This window comes from Paraburkholderia bengalensis, assembly GCF_037126505.1.
Taxonomy (GTDB): domain Bacteria; phylum Pseudomonadota; class Gammaproteobacteria; order Burkholderiales; family Burkholderiaceae; genus Paraburkholderia; species Paraburkholderia bengalensis.
This window is the reverse complement of record NZ_JACFYJ010000026.1, coordinates 1-13,149: the sequence shown is the minus strand read 5'-3', so window position 1 is coordinate 13,149 and position 13,149 is coordinate 1. Positions and strand designations below refer to the sequence as shown.

The window sequence follows — 13,149 nt, the reverse complement described above, 5'->3', positions numbered from 1 at the left end:
GTCCATTCATGGCGATCGCGCGCGACAGCATCACGGGCCTGCTACTCGCGGGCGGGCGCGGCATGCGCATGGGCGGCGCCGACAAAGGCCTGCAGACACTGCGCGGCGAGCCGCTCGCGCTGCACGCGCTCAGGCGCCTCGCGCCGCAAGCCGGGCCGCTGTTGATCAGCGCAAACCGCCATGCCAACATTTACACGGCACTCGGCGCGCCGTTTCATGCGAGCGTCATCGGCGATACGCTGCCCGATTTTCCCGGTCCGCTTGCGGGGCTGCTGGCGGGATTACGCGCCGCGCGCACGCCGTTCGTCCTGTCCGCGCCGTGCGATACGCCGGGCTTCCCCGCCGATCTCGCCGAACGTCTCGCCGCCGCGCTCGATGGGCAGCCGTCCGGCATCGCCACTGTCACGACCAGGGACGCCCAAGGGGACATCTCGGTCCATCCCGTGTTCGCGCTCGTGCGCACGTCGCTGGCCGACGATCTCGAAGGCTTTCTGCAGGCGGGCGAGCGCAAGGTTCGCACGTGGTACGCGCGCCACAGGGCGGTCGAAGTCGGCTTTCCGGACGAGCGCACGTTTTACAATATCAATTCACTGCAGGAACTTGCCGATCTCGAACGACGCTAATCAACGTTGCGCGAGTTTGACATTCGCAGCGGCCCATGTGCCGCGATCGCCCGGCCGCCGCCGCACCGCATCCCGTCGCGACGCTCCCCTTTCATGACCACGCTGAACGAAACTTCGAGTTGCGTCGCACAGTACGACGCCCAGGCCATGCCGGTGTTCGCCGCACAGGCAATCGTGCGCGAATGGTCGGCGCCCGTCACGACCGTCGAGCACGTGCATCTGCGTGACGCGCTGAACCGCGTGCTCGCGCAGGACGTCGTGTCGCCCATCGACGTGCCCGCGCACGATAACTCGGCAATGGACGGCTACGCGTTTTCCGGCGCGGCGCTCGCGGGCCAGTCGGGCGACATCGCTCTGCATGTCGCGGGCCGCGCGCTCGCCGGGCATCCGTTTTCGGGCAGCATCGAGCGCACGCAGTGCGTACGCGTGATGACGGGCGCGACCATGCCATCAGGCTGCGACACCGTCGTGCCGCAGGAAGCCGTCACGCCCGAAGGCGAGACGATCCGCTTTTCCGCGCAAGGATTGAAGGTGGGCGCGAACCGCCGCCTCGCGGGCGAAGACCTGGCCCGCGGCGCAGTCGCGCTGAAGGCGGGCCGCGTCGTGCGCGCGTCGGATCTCGGTTTGCTGGCGTCGCTGGGCATCGGCGAAGTGGCCGTGCGGCGGCGTCTGCGCGTCGCGTTCTTTTCGACGGGCGACGAATTGCGCTCAATCGGCCAGCCGCTGGAAGCAGGCTGCGTCTACGACAGCAACCGCTATACGCTGTACGGCATGCTAAGGCGCCTCGACGTCGAGCCGATCGATCTCGGCGTCGTCCGTGACGAACCTGCCGCGCTCGAACATGCGTTGCGAACGGCTGCATCGAGCGCAGATGTCGTGTTAACCTCCGGCGGCGTGTCGGTGGGCGAAGCCGATCTGACCAAGCAGATGCTGCGCGTGCTTGGCGACGTCGCATTCTGGAGTCTCGCGATGCGCCCCGGCCGGCCGCTGGCGTTCGGGCGCATCTGGTCGGGCGGCAAGCCCGGCGCGGGCAAGCCGGCTATCTTCTTCGGCCTGCCCGGCAATCCTGTTGCCGTGATGGCGGCGTTCTATCAGATCGTGCGAGAGGTGCTGCTGCGCATGTCCGGGGCGACCACGGACGCCGTGCCGCTGATTCGCGCCGCCTGCGTCGACGCGATCCGCAAACGGCCCGGCCGCACCGAGTTCCAACGCGGCGTCGCGCGCCGCGATGCGCATGGTACGTGGTACGTTGCGCCGACAGGCTCGCAGGGCTCCGGCGTGCTCAGCTCGATGAGCGAAGCGAACTGCTTCATCGTGCTAGCCCATGAACAGGCCGATCTCGATCCGGGCGACGCCGTCGATATCATGCTGTTCGACGGTCTAATCTGAGCGCGCTGCCAGCAGTTTTCACGCAATCCACTACAACATACGGGTTTCACTTACATGAAAAAACAGATCTCGTTCATTGCACCGGGACAAACGGCAAAGGCACTCATCCTCGTGTATTTGACGTTCAGCGTGCCGATCGTTCTGCTCGGCGTGCTGGTCGCTTTCATCCGTTATGGGTCGGTGGAACTGAGCACCGTATTCAGCGCGCTGCTGCTCAACGCGATTCTGGGCTTCATCCTGCTGTGGATCGCCTGCCACGCCTACAACTGGGTAGCGTCGCGCTTCGGCGGCATCGAAATTCAGCTGAGCGACGTCCCGGAGGAAGCGTAATGTCCGCGACGATTCGCGCGGCCACGCCCGGCGACGTCGGCAGGATGCTTGCGCTGATGTATGAACTCGCCGAATTCGAAAAGCTCACGCATCTGTTCATCGCGACGGAAGACGATCTGCGCGATGCGCTGTTCGGCGCGCGACCGTCGGCGGAAGCCATCGTCGCGGAGCGCGACGGCGCGATGATCGGCTACGCGCTGTTCTTCCACAACTATTCGACGTTTCTTGGCCGGCGCGGCCTCTATCTCGAAGATTTGTACGTGCGTCCGACCGAGCGCGGCACTGGGCTCGGTTCGCAGATGCTGCGCTATCTGGCGGCGCTCGCCGTCGAGCGCCAGTGCGGCCGCTTCGAATGGTCCGTGCTGGACTGGAACCAGCGCGCGATCGATTTCTACGAAAAGATGGGCGCGACCGTGCTGCCGGACTGGCGCATCGTGCGCATCACGGGCGACGCGCTCGATCAGCTCGCGGCCAGCGCGAACTGACCCGCCGCGTTTCATCTTCAACGATAACGAGGCGCACCGCCACAGCGGACGCGCCTCGTTCGTTTTGTGCCTGTCTCGCTTTGCGAGAGGCCCCGCTGCGTCAGGACTCCTCGGCCTCGACGCCCGAGAGCGAGTCACCGAGCAATCCCGCCGCCCGCTCTTCTGGCAACGCCTCGACATCGCGCAGCTTGCGGTTCATCTGACGCGTGCGCACTTCCGCCGCTTCGATCGACCGCGTGACCGTTTCGAGCTGCGACTTGGTCTTCGCGAGCACGTCGCCGAATTTGCCGAACTCGGTCTTGACGGCACCCAGCACTTGCCACACTTCGCTCGAACGCTTCTCGATAGCAAGCGTGCGGAAGCCCATCTGCAGACTGTTGAGCAATGCCGTCAACGTGGTCGGGCCCGCAATCGTCACGCGATAGTCGCGCTGCAGGAGATCGGTCAGTCCCGGACGACGCAGAATCTCGGCATAGAGCCCTTCCGTCGGCAGGAATAGCAGAGCGAAGTCTGTCGTGTGCGGAGGAGCCACGTACTTTTCCGCAATCGTCTTGGCCTCTGCACGAATTCGCCCTTCCAGCGCACGAGATGCCTCTTCGACTGCGACGGGATCGGCACGGTCTTGCGCCTCGATCAAACGCTCGTAGTCTTCACGCGGAAACTTCGCATCGATGGGTAGCCACACCGGTGTCGCCGCTGCATCCGGCGACGGCTGGCGGCCGGGCAGCTTGATTGCGAATTCGACGCGATCATTGCTCCTCGGAATTGTCGCGACGTTCTTGGCGTACTGGTCCGAAGTCAGGACCTGCTCAAGCAACGCTTCCAGTTGCACTTCGCCCCATGTGCCACGCGTCTTGACGTTGGTCAGAACTTTCTTTAAGTCGCCTACGCCGGCCGCGAGTGTCTGCATTTCACCGAGACCACGATGCACCTGCTCAAGACGATCGGACACCAGCTTGAACGATTCGCCGAGCCGCTGTTCGAGTGTCGCGTGCAGCTTCTCGTCGACGGTGCGGCGCATCTCTTCGAGCTTCGTCGTGTTGTTGGCCTCGATGTCTTTCAGACGCTGCTCGATCGTCGCGCGTACTTCGGCGAAACGGCGATCATTGGCTTCTGTCACTTGCGCCATTTGCTGCTGCAACGTCTCGCCGAACCGCTTGAGCGTCATGCCTTGCTCGTCGCGCGCCTGGTGCGCCTGCTCCTGCAAACTCTGACGTACGGCGTCGAGCTGTTGTGCATTGGTCTCGGTGAGCCTGACGAGCTGCTGCGCAAAACCGTCGATCTTGCCCGCCTGCACGGTCGTCATGCTCGTGAACTGCGACACCAGCGTTTGCTGGAACTGCGAGAAGCCGCTGTTCAGCTCGGTGCGCGACACGCGCGCGGTCTCGGAAATCTCGCCGCGCAGTTCGCGTTCAAGCCGTTCGTATTCGCGCGTCTGCGTCAGCGCGGCGCCTTCGAGACGCTCGCCCAATTCGTCGAATTGCGCCTGTTGCTGGGCGCCGTGTCCGCCGCGCAGCAGCATCGCGAGCGCGATCACCAGTGCAACGGCCAGCACGGCGACGGCCGCGATCAACATCATGGTCATGAACGCGCCTTCCCAATCACATCCGGATTGATCGGATTGGGCGGACGGCCCGCGCGCGGGCCCTCTCCCAACGCCGCGATCAGGTTGTCGGCGGCGAGGTTCGCCATTGCGCGGCGCGTGGCTTCCGTCGCGCTCGCAATGTGCGGCGTGAGCACGACGTTCGGCACGCTCAGCAGCGCAGGGTTGAGTTTCGGCTCGCCCTCGAACACGTCGAGCGCCGCTGCCGCGATACGGCCGTCGCGCAGCGCAGCGCGAGTGCCGCGTCGTCGACGATGCCGCCGCGCGCGATATTCGTGAGCGTTGCCGTGCGCTTCATCAGCGCGAGCTCCGCGGCGCCGATCGTGTGATGGCTTTCAGCCGTATAGGGCAGCACGAGCACGACGTGATCGGCGCGGCGCAACAGATCTTCTTTGGACGCGTACTGCGCGTTCAGCTCCGCTTCGATTTGCGGCGCGACCCGCGAACGGTTGTGGTAGATCACGTTCATGTTGAAGCCGCGCGCGCGCCGCGCGAGCGCCTGGCCGATGCGGCCCATGCCGATCACACCGAGCGTCGACCCGTACAGGTCGGAACCGAGAAAGCCGTCGTACGACCACTTTTCCCACTTGCCCGCGCGCAGCCAGTGCTCCGATTCCGCGATGCGCCGCGCGGCCGCCATCATCAGCGCCCAGCCAAAATCCGCTGTCGATTCATTGAGCACGTCGGGTGTGTTCGTGCCGAGCACGTTCGACGCGTTGAACGCGGTCATGTCGAAGTTGTTGTAGCCGACGGCCATGTTGGACACGACGCGCAAGCGCGGCGCCACGGCCAGCACGGACGAATCGACAAGCTCGCCCGCCGTCAGCGCGCCATCCTTGTCGGCGATCCGGCGCTTGAACTCGTCGGCGGGAAGCACGTCGCCGTCGTTCCAGTCGACCTCGAAATGCTGCTTGAGCCGCTCGATCACATCCGGAAAGATAGGACGCGCAACCAGTACCTTTTGCATTGCCATTCTCCGAGTATCAGGCCGCTGCGTATGCCTTTCGACGCACGCGCGGCATTAGAAGAAAATCCACGTCGTCGCGGCGAATAGCGGCATCAGCACGCTGCCCGACCACGCGAGATAGCCGAAAAAGCCCGGCATGCGCACGCCGCGCGATTCGGCGATCGCCTTGACCATGAAGTTGGGCGCGTTGCCGATGTAGCTGTTCGCGCCCATGAACACCGCGCCCGCCGAAATGGCTGCGAGGGTGGACGCGCCCGTGGTCATCAGCGTCTGCGCGTCGCCGCCCGCCAGGTTGAAGAACACGAGATACGTGGGCGCGTTGTCGAGAAACGACGATAGCAGGCCCGTCGCCCAGAAATACATGTCGTCGCGCGGCTGGCCGGCCGTGTCGTTGACGAGGTGCACGATACCGCCGAACGCGCCCGCCTCGCCCGCGCGCAACATCATGATGACGGGCGCAATGGTCACGAAGATGCCGGCGAAGAGTTTCGCGACCTCTTCGATGGGCGCCCAGTTGAATGCGTTGCCCTCGCGCGCGGCACGCGGCGTCATGGCGAGCGACAGCAGCGTCACCGCGATCAGCGCCGCGTCGCGCACGGCATTCTGCAACGCGACCTGCGTGCCCGCCACATCGAAGACGATACCGGGCTTCCAGATGCCGCTCATCAGCACCAGCGCAATGACGGCGGCGAGCAGCACGAAATTGATCTTGCCCGTCACGCCGACGCCGTGTGTGTCCGGCGATGGGTCAACAGCAAGAAGATCGCCATGCAGCCGGAAATAGTATGAGTCGAGCGCGTAGAACACGGCGAGCAGCACGGCGCAAACGAACAGCATCGGCAGCGCGAGGTGTGCCGTGGTCCAGAAGAAACCGACGCCATTCAGAAAGCCGAGAAACAGCGGCGGATCGCCGAGCGGCGTGAGCGACCCGCCCGCGTTCGCGACCAGAAAAATGAAGAACACGACGACATGCACCACGTGCTTGCGATTGTCGTTTGCGCGCAGGAGCGGCCGGATCAACAGCATCGCCGCGCCCGTCGTGCCCATGACACTCGCGAGCGCTGTGCCGAGCGCAAGCAGCGCCGTATTCAAACGCGCAGAGCCGTGCAGATTGCCCGTCACGCAGATGCCGCCCGCCACGACATACAGCGCCGCGAGCAACACGATAAAGGGCACGTACTCGTCGAGCAGTGCATGAATCAACGTGCCGGACGCTGCCGATACGCCGAAAGCGAACGCGAACGGCAGGAGAAACGCGACTGACCAGCCTGCCGAAATCTTGCCGAAATGGTGATGCCAGAACTTTGGCGCAACGAGGGGAAACACGGCGATTGACAGAAGGATGCCCGCGAACGGCATGCCCCACCATGCCGAAAGCGACGCGCCGTCAAGGCTCGCCGCCGATGCGGCAAGCGGCCAGCACGACAGCGCCGATCCGAGAGCAAGCACGCCGGAACGCGACCACGTTCGCTGCCTCGTAACCGTGCCGCGCGGTTGCGCTACGCGTTCCTGCAACGCCACGTCCTTACGCGCCACGCACGACGATCGCATGCACGCGATAAGGACCGTGCGCGCCGAGCACGATGGTTTGCTCGATGTCGCCCGTGCGCGAAGGCCCGGACACGAAATTGACGGCGCGTGGCAGCTCGCCGCGTTCGCTGCGGATCAGGTTGAACGCATCTTCGTGACCGGCAACGATCCGCGACGCGGGCACGACCGCGATGTGCGTCTCCGGCAGCAGCCCCGCCGACGCGTAGGTCTGCGGGCCGGACAACAGCACCAGCGACCCTGTTTCGGCCGTCGCGCAGAATACGCCCGTGATGCCGACGCGGTCTTCGTCGCCTGGCCTGCGAAACTCGACTTCGATGCCGCTTGCGGCCCATGGCAAGCCTACGAGTGTCTGCCATGCGATCGCCTGCGTCGGCAGATTCAGTTCGGCGAGATAGCGTGAAGTGGCAGCGGGCGCATCGGCGAGCGATTCGACGATATCGACCGTGGTCGCCATCTTCTTCGCCTGCTCGATGAAATGCGTGACGAGATCGGCCGGCGTGGGCGGACGCGGACCTTGAGGGTGGCTGGCGAGATACGCTTGCGCCGCCTCCCGCTCGGATGCGGCCGGCTCGGGCTCGCGCCCCTGCGCTGCGCGAATGCGCGCCAGGATGTTGCGGCGGGCGGTCGATGTATCCATGTGCAATGTCCTCGTGCCGGTGATCGTCTTGATCCTGCTGAATGCGTGCTGAAAGCGCTGCTGGATGGGCGTGCTGAATGCGCACATCGACCCGCAAATTATAACGGCCGCCCTCTTTGCGAACACCCTGGCCGAACGGCATATGGCGGCGCCCAGGCAAGGCGCCGACAATGCCCCTCAAAAACTCGCCCGAACGATGCGCGAGCAACGAACAGGGAATGCGCGTTACTTGGCGGCTTCTTCTTCGACGGGCTGCTCGATGCCGAAAACCTGGCGCAGATACGCGAGATACGCCTTGTCCTCGCACATGTTTTTGCCCGGCGAGTCGGACAGTTTCGCGACGGGCTGGCCGTTGCACTTGACCATCTTGATCACGATCTGCAGCGGGTTGTAGCCGAGGTCGTTGGTGAGATTCGTGCCGACGCCGAATGCGAGCTTGCAGCGGCCACGGAACCGCTCGTAAAGCTGCAGCACTTTCGGAATGTCGAGCGCGTCTGAAAACACCAGCACTTTCGTGCGCGGGTCGCAGCGGTTGGCCTCGTAGTGTGCAAGCAGGCGTTCGCCCCAGTCGAACGGGTCGCCGGAATCGTGGCGCGCGCCGTCGAAGAGCTTGCAGAAGTACATGTCGAAATCACGGAGGAACGCCTTCATGCCATACACGTCGGACAACGCAATACCAAGGTCACCGCGATATTCCTTGGCCCACATCTCGAAGCCGTATATCTGCGAGTCGCGCAGGCGCGGACCGAGCGCCTGGCACGCCTGCAGATATTCGTGCGCCATCGTGCCGAGCGGCGTAAGGCCATGCTTCATCGCATAGAACACGTTGCTCGTGCCGGTGAACTGCTCGCGCAAGCCGTCCTTGAGCGTGAGAATCACCTCTTCGTGCCAGCGCCCGGAGAAGCGGCGGCGCGTGCCGTAATCGGCGATCTTGCAGTCGGCGAACTCGGGTCGCGCGCCGAGCAGCTGGATCTTGTCGCGCAGGCGCTCGCGTCCTTCGCTGTAGTCGGGCTGCTGCTGCGTATTGCGGAAATACACCTCGTTGACGATCGCGAGCACGGGAATTTCGAAGAGGATCGTATGCAGCCACGGCCCCTTGATGTCGATTTCGATTTCACCATTGCCCTTCGGGGAAGGCGTGATCGCGATGTACTTCTCGCTCAGATGAAAGAGCGCGAGAAAGTCGATGAAATCGTTCTTGATGAAGCGCATCCGGCGCAGATAGTCGAGTTCGCCCTCGCTGAAGCGCAGGTCGCAGAGTTTGCGCACTTCGCTGCGAATCTCGTCGATGTACGGCACGAGGTTGACCTTCGGCGTGCGGCAACGGAACTTGTATTCGACGTTGGCCGCGGGGAAATGATGCAGCACGACCTGCATCATCGTGAACTTGTACAGGTCGGTATCGAGCAGCGAAGTAATGATCATGATCTTGCAAACCGGAACTGCATAAAAACGGAAGACGTCAGGTTTCGTGCGCCCTCGCCCTTCACCCTCGCCCTTTTGTGTGCGCTGCAACCTGCGCCGGACCCTTGGAGGGGATCTTGTGCGGCCCGTGCATCGACGCTGTCGCATGTTACCCGAATGCGCGCCCGCCGATGTTCCAGTGCTCCAGGCCCGGCAAGCCGCGGCGCACAGCGAATCCATCCCGCGCGAAAGCCGCCATAAACTAATCACCAAACGATATAAAACCGTCCCGGACGATGGCGTATGCACTACTTGACGTTACGTTACAATACCGCTTTTGGCGTTTCGCCATCTCCCCACTACCCAAAAGATATCGTTTGCAGGAGTTGCCTGAATGACTCACGTTGTGACCGAAAGCTGCATCAAGTGCCGCTATACCGACTGCGTCGATGTGTGCCCGGTGGACTGCTTTCGCGAAGGTCCCAACTTCCTCGCGATTGACCCGGACGAATGCATCGACTGCGCCGTGTGCGTTGCAGAATGCCCCGTGAACGCCATTTACGCCGAAGAAGACGTACCTGGCGACCAGCAGCACTTCACCGAGCTGAACGCCGAGCTCGCCAAGACATGGCCGAGCATCACGAAGACCAAGTCGCCGCTGCCCGAGGCGGAAGAGTTCAAGGACGTCAAGGAAAAACTCGCGCTGCTCGAGCGCTGATCGGCCTGGACGCTGCAGACCTGCCACCCCGTCTCGAATCGTTCGAATTAAATTGAGATGAACCGGGGGTATTGACAGGTTCTGCATCACCTTCTACAATTTCGCTTCTCTGCTGTTGTTGTTCCCCGATAGCTCAGTCGGTAGAGCGCCGGACTGTTAATCCGTAGGTCCCTGGTTCGAGCCCAGGTCGGGGAGCCAAGAATTGCAAAGGCCCGTTAACCACAACGGGCTTTTTTATGTAGCAACACGTTGTACTGCTGTTCCCCGATAGCTCAGTCGGTAGAGCGCCGGACTGTTAATCCGTAGGTCCCTGGTTCGAGCCCAGGTCGGGGAGCCAAAATTTCGAAGGCCCGCATTCGTGCGGGCCTTTTCTTTTTCTGTGCTGCGTGTTCGCTGCGCTTTGCTTAAGCGCCACGCTTTCGTGCGCACGCCTGCTGCGAAAGCCGGCATCCGCGACCAGGTTACGATGATGTCCTCACTCGCGGCCGGTCTTGCAGCCGGCCTGCTGCCCGCTCAATCGCTCAACCTTCCCGTCACGTGATGAAAACCGACATGCCCCGCGCGCGCATCGAGCGCGCCGCCGCCCTTCTCGCCGCCTGCGCTGCATTCCTCTGCGCGCCGATGGCCCACGCCGAGGAAGTCGCGAGCGTCAACACGAACTTTCATCTCGCCGGCTCGGACCGCGTGGTCGTCGAGGCGTACGATGATCCCGCTGTGCAGGGCGTCACCTGCTATGTGTCGCGGGCGCGCACGGGCGGCATCAAGGGCACGCTCGGCATCGCCGAAGACCCGACGGAAGCGTCGATCGCATGCCGTCAGGTCGGGCCCGTGAAGATTCCGGACCCGCTGCGCCAGCAGGCCGACGTCTTCACCGAACGCATGTCGCTGATCTTCAAGACGCTGCACGTGGTGCGCGTCGTCGACACCAAACGCAACACGCTCGTCTATCTGACGTACAGCGACCGCGTCGCCACGGGCAGCGCGAAAAACAGCGTCACGGCCGTGCCGATGCCCGCCGGCACGACGATTCCCGTGCGCTAAAACGAAGGCGCAGCGCGCGAGGCGCGGTAAACTGACAGGTCCACCGGACACCGACCATGACCTCGACGCGCTTTCGCGACAACGCCCGCTACTGGCGCACGCCCCTTCTGCCCGGCGCGGACCTGCTCACGGCCGAATATCACGATCACGAGTTCACGCCGCACTGGCACGACGCGTACACGATCCCCGTCATCGAGGCGGGCGCGGAAGCGTATCGCTATCAGGGCGCGCGTCACGTCGCCGAAGCGGGCAGCGTGCCCATCATCAATCCTGGCGAACTGCACACGGGCTCGCGGGCGATGGACGAAGGCTGGCGTTATCGCGTGCTGTACGCGCCTGTCGCGTACATCCACGCGCTCGCCGAAGAGATTGCCGGCCGCGCGCAGCCGCTGCCGTGGTTCGATGCCGACGTGATCCGCGATGCCGATCTCGCCGTGCGGCTTGCTCGCGCGCATCGGTTGCTGGAGGCGAACGTCGATCCCCTTGACGCCGAAACGGCGATGCTCGACGCGCTGTCGACTCTGCTCGTGCGCTACGGCCGCACTCGCGCTCACCACGCGCCGCTTGCCACCGGCGACCAGCGCGTCGTCACGATGAAGGAGCAGCTGACGGACGATCTCGCCGCGCCGCTGAAGCTCGCGGATCTCGCCGACGCCGTCGGCCTGTCGCCGTTTCACGCCGCGCGGCTCTTCAACCGTGCGACGGGACTGCCGCCGCATGCCTGGCGCAACCAGGTTCGCCTGCAGCGCTCGCTTGCGCCGTTGCGGGCGGGCGCGTCGGTGGCGGATGTCGCGGCAGCCAGCGGCTTCACCGACCAAAGCCATTTCACGCGGCATTTCCGGCGCATGTTCGGCGTGCCGCCCGGGCGCTGGCAGTCGTCCTGAGCAGGCAATCTGCTGCGCGGCGGCTTGCGCGGCATTGAACGCCGCGCGAAGCATCGGCGTGCCTGCCAGGCCCGCCACTAACGCCTTCCAGCACAGCAGCACATCAGCACGTTCCAGCACCTTCCGGCGCTTTCCGACCACCTTCCACCACATCGATCCGCGCTTCGACACCCGTCATGCGCAAGAACGTACAAGCCGACGCGCCGCTCGCCCGACTATCCTCGGCCGTATCGAGGAGGAAAGATTGAATCACGCTGCACAACCCGTTCACCGCCTGAAGGAATTCATGGCCGGCGCGCGCGACACGATCCCGATGATCATCGGCGCGTCGCCGTTTGGCATCATTTACGGCACGCTCGTCGCATCCGGTCCGTTGCATCTGTGGCACGGCCAGTTCATGTCGCTGGTCGTGTTCGCCGGCTCGGCGCAGTTCATCGCGCTCGGCCTGATCGCGGGCCACGCGAGCTACGCGGTCGTGTGGGCGACGACGCTCGTCGTCAACGCCCGTCACGTGCTCTACAGCGCGACGCTCGCGCCATACGTGTCGCACCTGCCGTCGCGCTGGCGCTGGGCGCTCGGCGGCCTGCTCACCGACGAAGTCTTCGCCGTCGCGTGGGCGCATTACCGGCTGCATCCGCCCGGCTCGGTCGGACCGTACTACTTCCTCGGCTCGGGCCTCGCGATGTACGCCAACTGGCAGATCTGGACGCTCATCGGCCTGCTGTTCGGCGCGGCGTTTCCCGGCCTGCAGTCGCTCGGGCTCGATTTCGCGATGGTCGCGACGTTCATCGCGATCGTCGTGCCGCAGCTCGTCGCCGTGCGCTACCTGGCGGCGGCCACCACGGCGGGCGCGCTCGCGTTCTTCTGGCAAGACTGGCCGTACAAGCTCGGGCTGCTGGGCGCCGTGTTCGCGGGCGTGAGCGTCGGCGTGCTGCTGTCGCTGCCCGCGTTCCAGCGCACCCGCACGGCGGAGGCTTCGCAATGAACTACGTACTGCTGATCCTCGGGATGGCCGTCATCACCTGGCTGATCCGCACCGCCGTGTTCGTGCTCGGCGATCACATCGTATTTCCACCGCTCGTGCGCACCGCACTGGGCTTCGTGCCCGTCACGGTACTGACGGCGATCATCGTGCCGATGGCCGTGTCGCCGCACGGCACGCAGGCCGAACTCACCTGGCGCAATCCGCAGCTCGTCGGCGCGCTCGCGGCTATCGCCGTCAGTGCGCTGACTCGGCGGCCTCTCCTGACCATCGCGCTCGGGCTGACGGTCTTCTTCGTCTGGCAAGGCGTCGTTCTCAAGTAGTCGGTCGGGGCGTCACGCCGACGTCCGAAGTCGCCCCCGCGCGCCCGAAAGCGGCGCACGGCGGCCGGCCCGCGCGCTCTCCGCGTTCTCCGCGTTCTCCGCACTCTCCACGTCCTCCGTCTTCCCGCTCCCCGCTTCCTGCCTTCCCGCTTCCCGCTTCCCGCTTCCCGCTTCCCGCCTCCCGCCTCCCGCTTCCCGCTTCCCGCTTCCCG

The 13,149-nt window shown here is 64.5% G+C and carries 13 protein-coding genes, 2 tRNA genes and 1 pseudogene; 11 read left to right on the top strand and 5 right to left on the bottom strand.

What is annotated here, in order from left to right:
* Positions 1 to 8 precede the first annotated feature (8 nt).
* The 4 genes from mobA to H3V53_RS17270 all read left to right on the top strand — a co-directional run bounded on the left by mobA (position 9) and on the right by H3V53_RS17270 (position 2,827).
* Positions 9 to 623: a molybdenum cofactor guanylyltransferase MobA gene (mobA, locus tag H3V53_RS17285; protein ID WP_336598982.1), complete on the top strand. Its 615-nt coding sequence runs from the start codon at positions 9 to 11 to the stop codon at positions 621 to 623.
* Positions 624 to 716: 93 nt separating this feature from the next.
* Positions 717 to 2,012, top strand: coding sequence for a molybdopterin molybdotransferase MoeA (gene moeA / locus H3V53_RS17280; protein ID WP_336598981.1), 1,296 nt, complete (start codon positions 717 to 719; stop codon positions 2,010 to 2,012).
* Between the two features lie 54 nt (positions 2,013 to 2,066).
* Positions 2,067 to 2,342, top strand: coding sequence for a hypothetical protein (locus H3V53_RS17275; protein ID WP_007741774.1), 276 nt, complete (start codon positions 2,067 to 2,069; stop codon positions 2,340 to 2,342).
* Positions 2,342 to 2,827 (top strand): GNAT family N-acetyltransferase, encoded by a 486-nt coding sequence (locus H3V53_RS17270; protein WP_054925021.1) that lies wholly within the window; start codon positions 2,342 to 2,344, stop codon positions 2,825 to 2,827. Before H3V53_RS17275 ends, H3V53_RS17270 begins: the two co-directional genes overlap by 1 nt.
* 100 nt (positions 2,828 to 2,927) lie before the next feature.
* On the opposite strand, the gene H3V53_RS17265 is transcribed toward H3V53_RS17270, so the two are convergent.
* The 5 genes and pseudogenes from H3V53_RS17265 to pncB form a co-directional block, all read right to left on the bottom strand.
* The gene (locus tag H3V53_RS17265) at positions 2,928 to 4,412 is read right to left on the bottom strand and encodes a DNA recombination protein RmuC (RefSeq protein WP_336598980.1); all 1,485 of its coding nucleotides are present in this window, start codon (positions 4,410 to 4,412) and stop codon (positions 2,928 to 2,930) included.
* Positions 4,409 to 5,397: pseudogene (locus tag H3V53_RS17260) on the bottom strand (2-hydroxyacid dehydrogenase). Before H3V53_RS17260 ends, H3V53_RS17265 begins: the two are co-directional and overlap by 4 nt.
* A gap of 54 nt (positions 5,398 to 5,451) precedes the next feature.
* Positions 5,452 to 6,846 (bottom strand): sodium:proton antiporter, encoded by a 1,395-nt coding sequence (locus H3V53_RS17255; RefSeq protein ID WP_336598979.1) that lies wholly within the window; start codon positions 6,844 to 6,846, stop codon positions 5,452 to 5,454.
* A 76-nt stretch (positions 6,847 to 6,922) separates the two neighbouring features.
* The gene (locus H3V53_RS17250) at positions 6,923 to 7,585 is read right to left on the bottom strand and encodes a LutC/YkgG family protein (protein ID WP_336598978.1); all 663 of its coding nucleotides are present in this window, start codon (positions 7,583 to 7,585) and stop codon (positions 6,923 to 6,925) included.
* Between the two features lie 225 nt (positions 7,586 to 7,810).
* Positions 7,811 to 9,010 carry a nicotinate phosphoribosyltransferase gene (gene pncB / locus H3V53_RS17245; RefSeq protein ID WP_336598977.1) on the bottom strand — a complete coding sequence of 400 codons (1,200 nt, stop codon included), beginning with the start codon at positions 9,008 to 9,010 and terminating at the stop codon, positions 7,811 to 7,813.
* 373 nt (positions 9,011 to 9,383) lie between these two features.
* Between pncB and fdxA the strand changes: the two genes are divergently transcribed.
* The 7 genes from fdxA to H3V53_RS17210 all read left to right on the top strand — a co-directional run bounded on the left by fdxA (position 9,384) and on the right by H3V53_RS17210 (position 12,937).
* Positions 9,384 to 9,707, top strand: a complete 324-nt coding sequence (gene fdxA / locus H3V53_RS17240) for a ferredoxin FdxA (RefSeq protein ID WP_336598976.1) — start codon at positions 9,384 to 9,386, stop codon at positions 9,705 to 9,707.
* 122 nt (positions 9,708 to 9,829) lie between these two features.
* Positions 9,830 to 9,905, top strand: a tRNA-Asn gene (locus H3V53_RS17235).
* 63 nt (positions 9,906 to 9,968) lie between these two features.
* Positions 9,969 to 10,044: transfer RNA gene (locus tag H3V53_RS17230), tRNA-Asn, on the top strand.
* 215 nt (positions 10,045 to 10,259) lie between these two features.
* Positions 10,260 to 10,748: a CreA family protein gene (locus H3V53_RS17225; protein ID WP_336598975.1), complete on the top strand. Its 489-nt coding sequence runs from the start codon at positions 10,260 to 10,262 to the stop codon at positions 10,746 to 10,748.
* Between the two features lie 56 nt (positions 10,749 to 10,804).
* Positions 10,805 to 11,632, top strand: a complete 828-nt coding sequence (locus tag H3V53_RS17220; RefSeq protein ID WP_336598974.1) for an AraC family transcriptional regulator — start codon at positions 10,805 to 10,807, stop codon at positions 11,630 to 11,632.
* Between the two features lie 286 nt (positions 11,633 to 11,918).
* Entirely contained in the window at positions 11,919 to 12,617 is a 699-nt protein-coding gene (locus H3V53_RS17215) for an AzlC family ABC transporter permease (protein WP_336599052.1), read from the top strand.
* Positions 12,614 to 12,937, top strand: a complete 324-nt coding sequence (locus H3V53_RS17210; protein ID WP_336598973.1) for an AzlD domain-containing protein — start codon at positions 12,614 to 12,616, stop codon at positions 12,935 to 12,937. Before H3V53_RS17215 ends, H3V53_RS17210 begins: the two co-directional genes overlap by 4 nt.
* The last annotated feature ends 212 nt before the right edge of the window (positions 12,938 to 13,149 follow it).

Excerpts from the sequence above, each read along its gene's own strand:
- mobA (WP_336598982.1), top strand. The coding sequence starts at position 9 with ATGGCGATCGCGCGCGACAGCATCACGGGCCTGCTACTCGCGGGCGGG.
- moeA (WP_336598981.1), top strand. The coding sequence starts at position 717 with ATGACCACGCTGAACGAAACTTCGAGTTGCGTCGCACAGTACGACGCC.
- H3V53_RS17275 (WP_007741774.1), top strand. The coding sequence starts at position 2,067 with ATGAAAAAACAGATCTCGTTCATTGCACCGGGACAAACGGCAAAGGCA.
- H3V53_RS17270 (WP_054925021.1), top strand. The coding sequence starts at position 2,342 with ATGTCCGCGACGATTCGCGCGGCCACGCCCGGCGACGTCGGCAGGATG.
- H3V53_RS17265 (WP_336598980.1), bottom strand. The coding sequence starts at position 4,412 with ATGACCATGATGTTGATCGCGGCCGTCGCCGTGCTGGCCGTTGCACTG.
- H3V53_RS17250 (WP_336598978.1), bottom strand. The coding sequence starts at position 7,585 with ATGGATACATCGACCGCCCGCCGCAACATCCTGGCGCGCATTCGCGCA.
- pncB (WP_336598977.1), bottom strand. The coding sequence starts at position 9,010 with ATGATCATTACTTCGCTGCTCGATACCGACCTGTACAAGTTCACGATG.
- fdxA (WP_336598976.1), top strand. The coding sequence starts at position 9,384 with ATGACTCACGTTGTGACCGAAAGCTGCATCAAGTGCCGCTATACCGAC.
- H3V53_RS17225 (WP_336598975.1), top strand. The coding sequence starts at position 10,260 with ATGCCCCGCGCGCGCATCGAGCGCGCCGCCGCCCTTCTCGCCGCCTGC.
- H3V53_RS17220 (WP_336598974.1), top strand. The coding sequence starts at position 10,805 with ATGACCTCGACGCGCTTTCGCGACAACGCCCGCTACTGGCGCACGCCC.
- H3V53_RS17215 (WP_336599052.1), top strand. The coding sequence starts at position 11,919 with ATGGCCGGCGCGCGCGACACGATCCCGATGATCATCGGCGCGTCGCCG.
- H3V53_RS17210 (WP_336598973.1), top strand. The coding sequence starts at position 12,614 with ATGAACTACGTACTGCTGATCCTCGGGATGGCCGTCATCACCTGGCTG.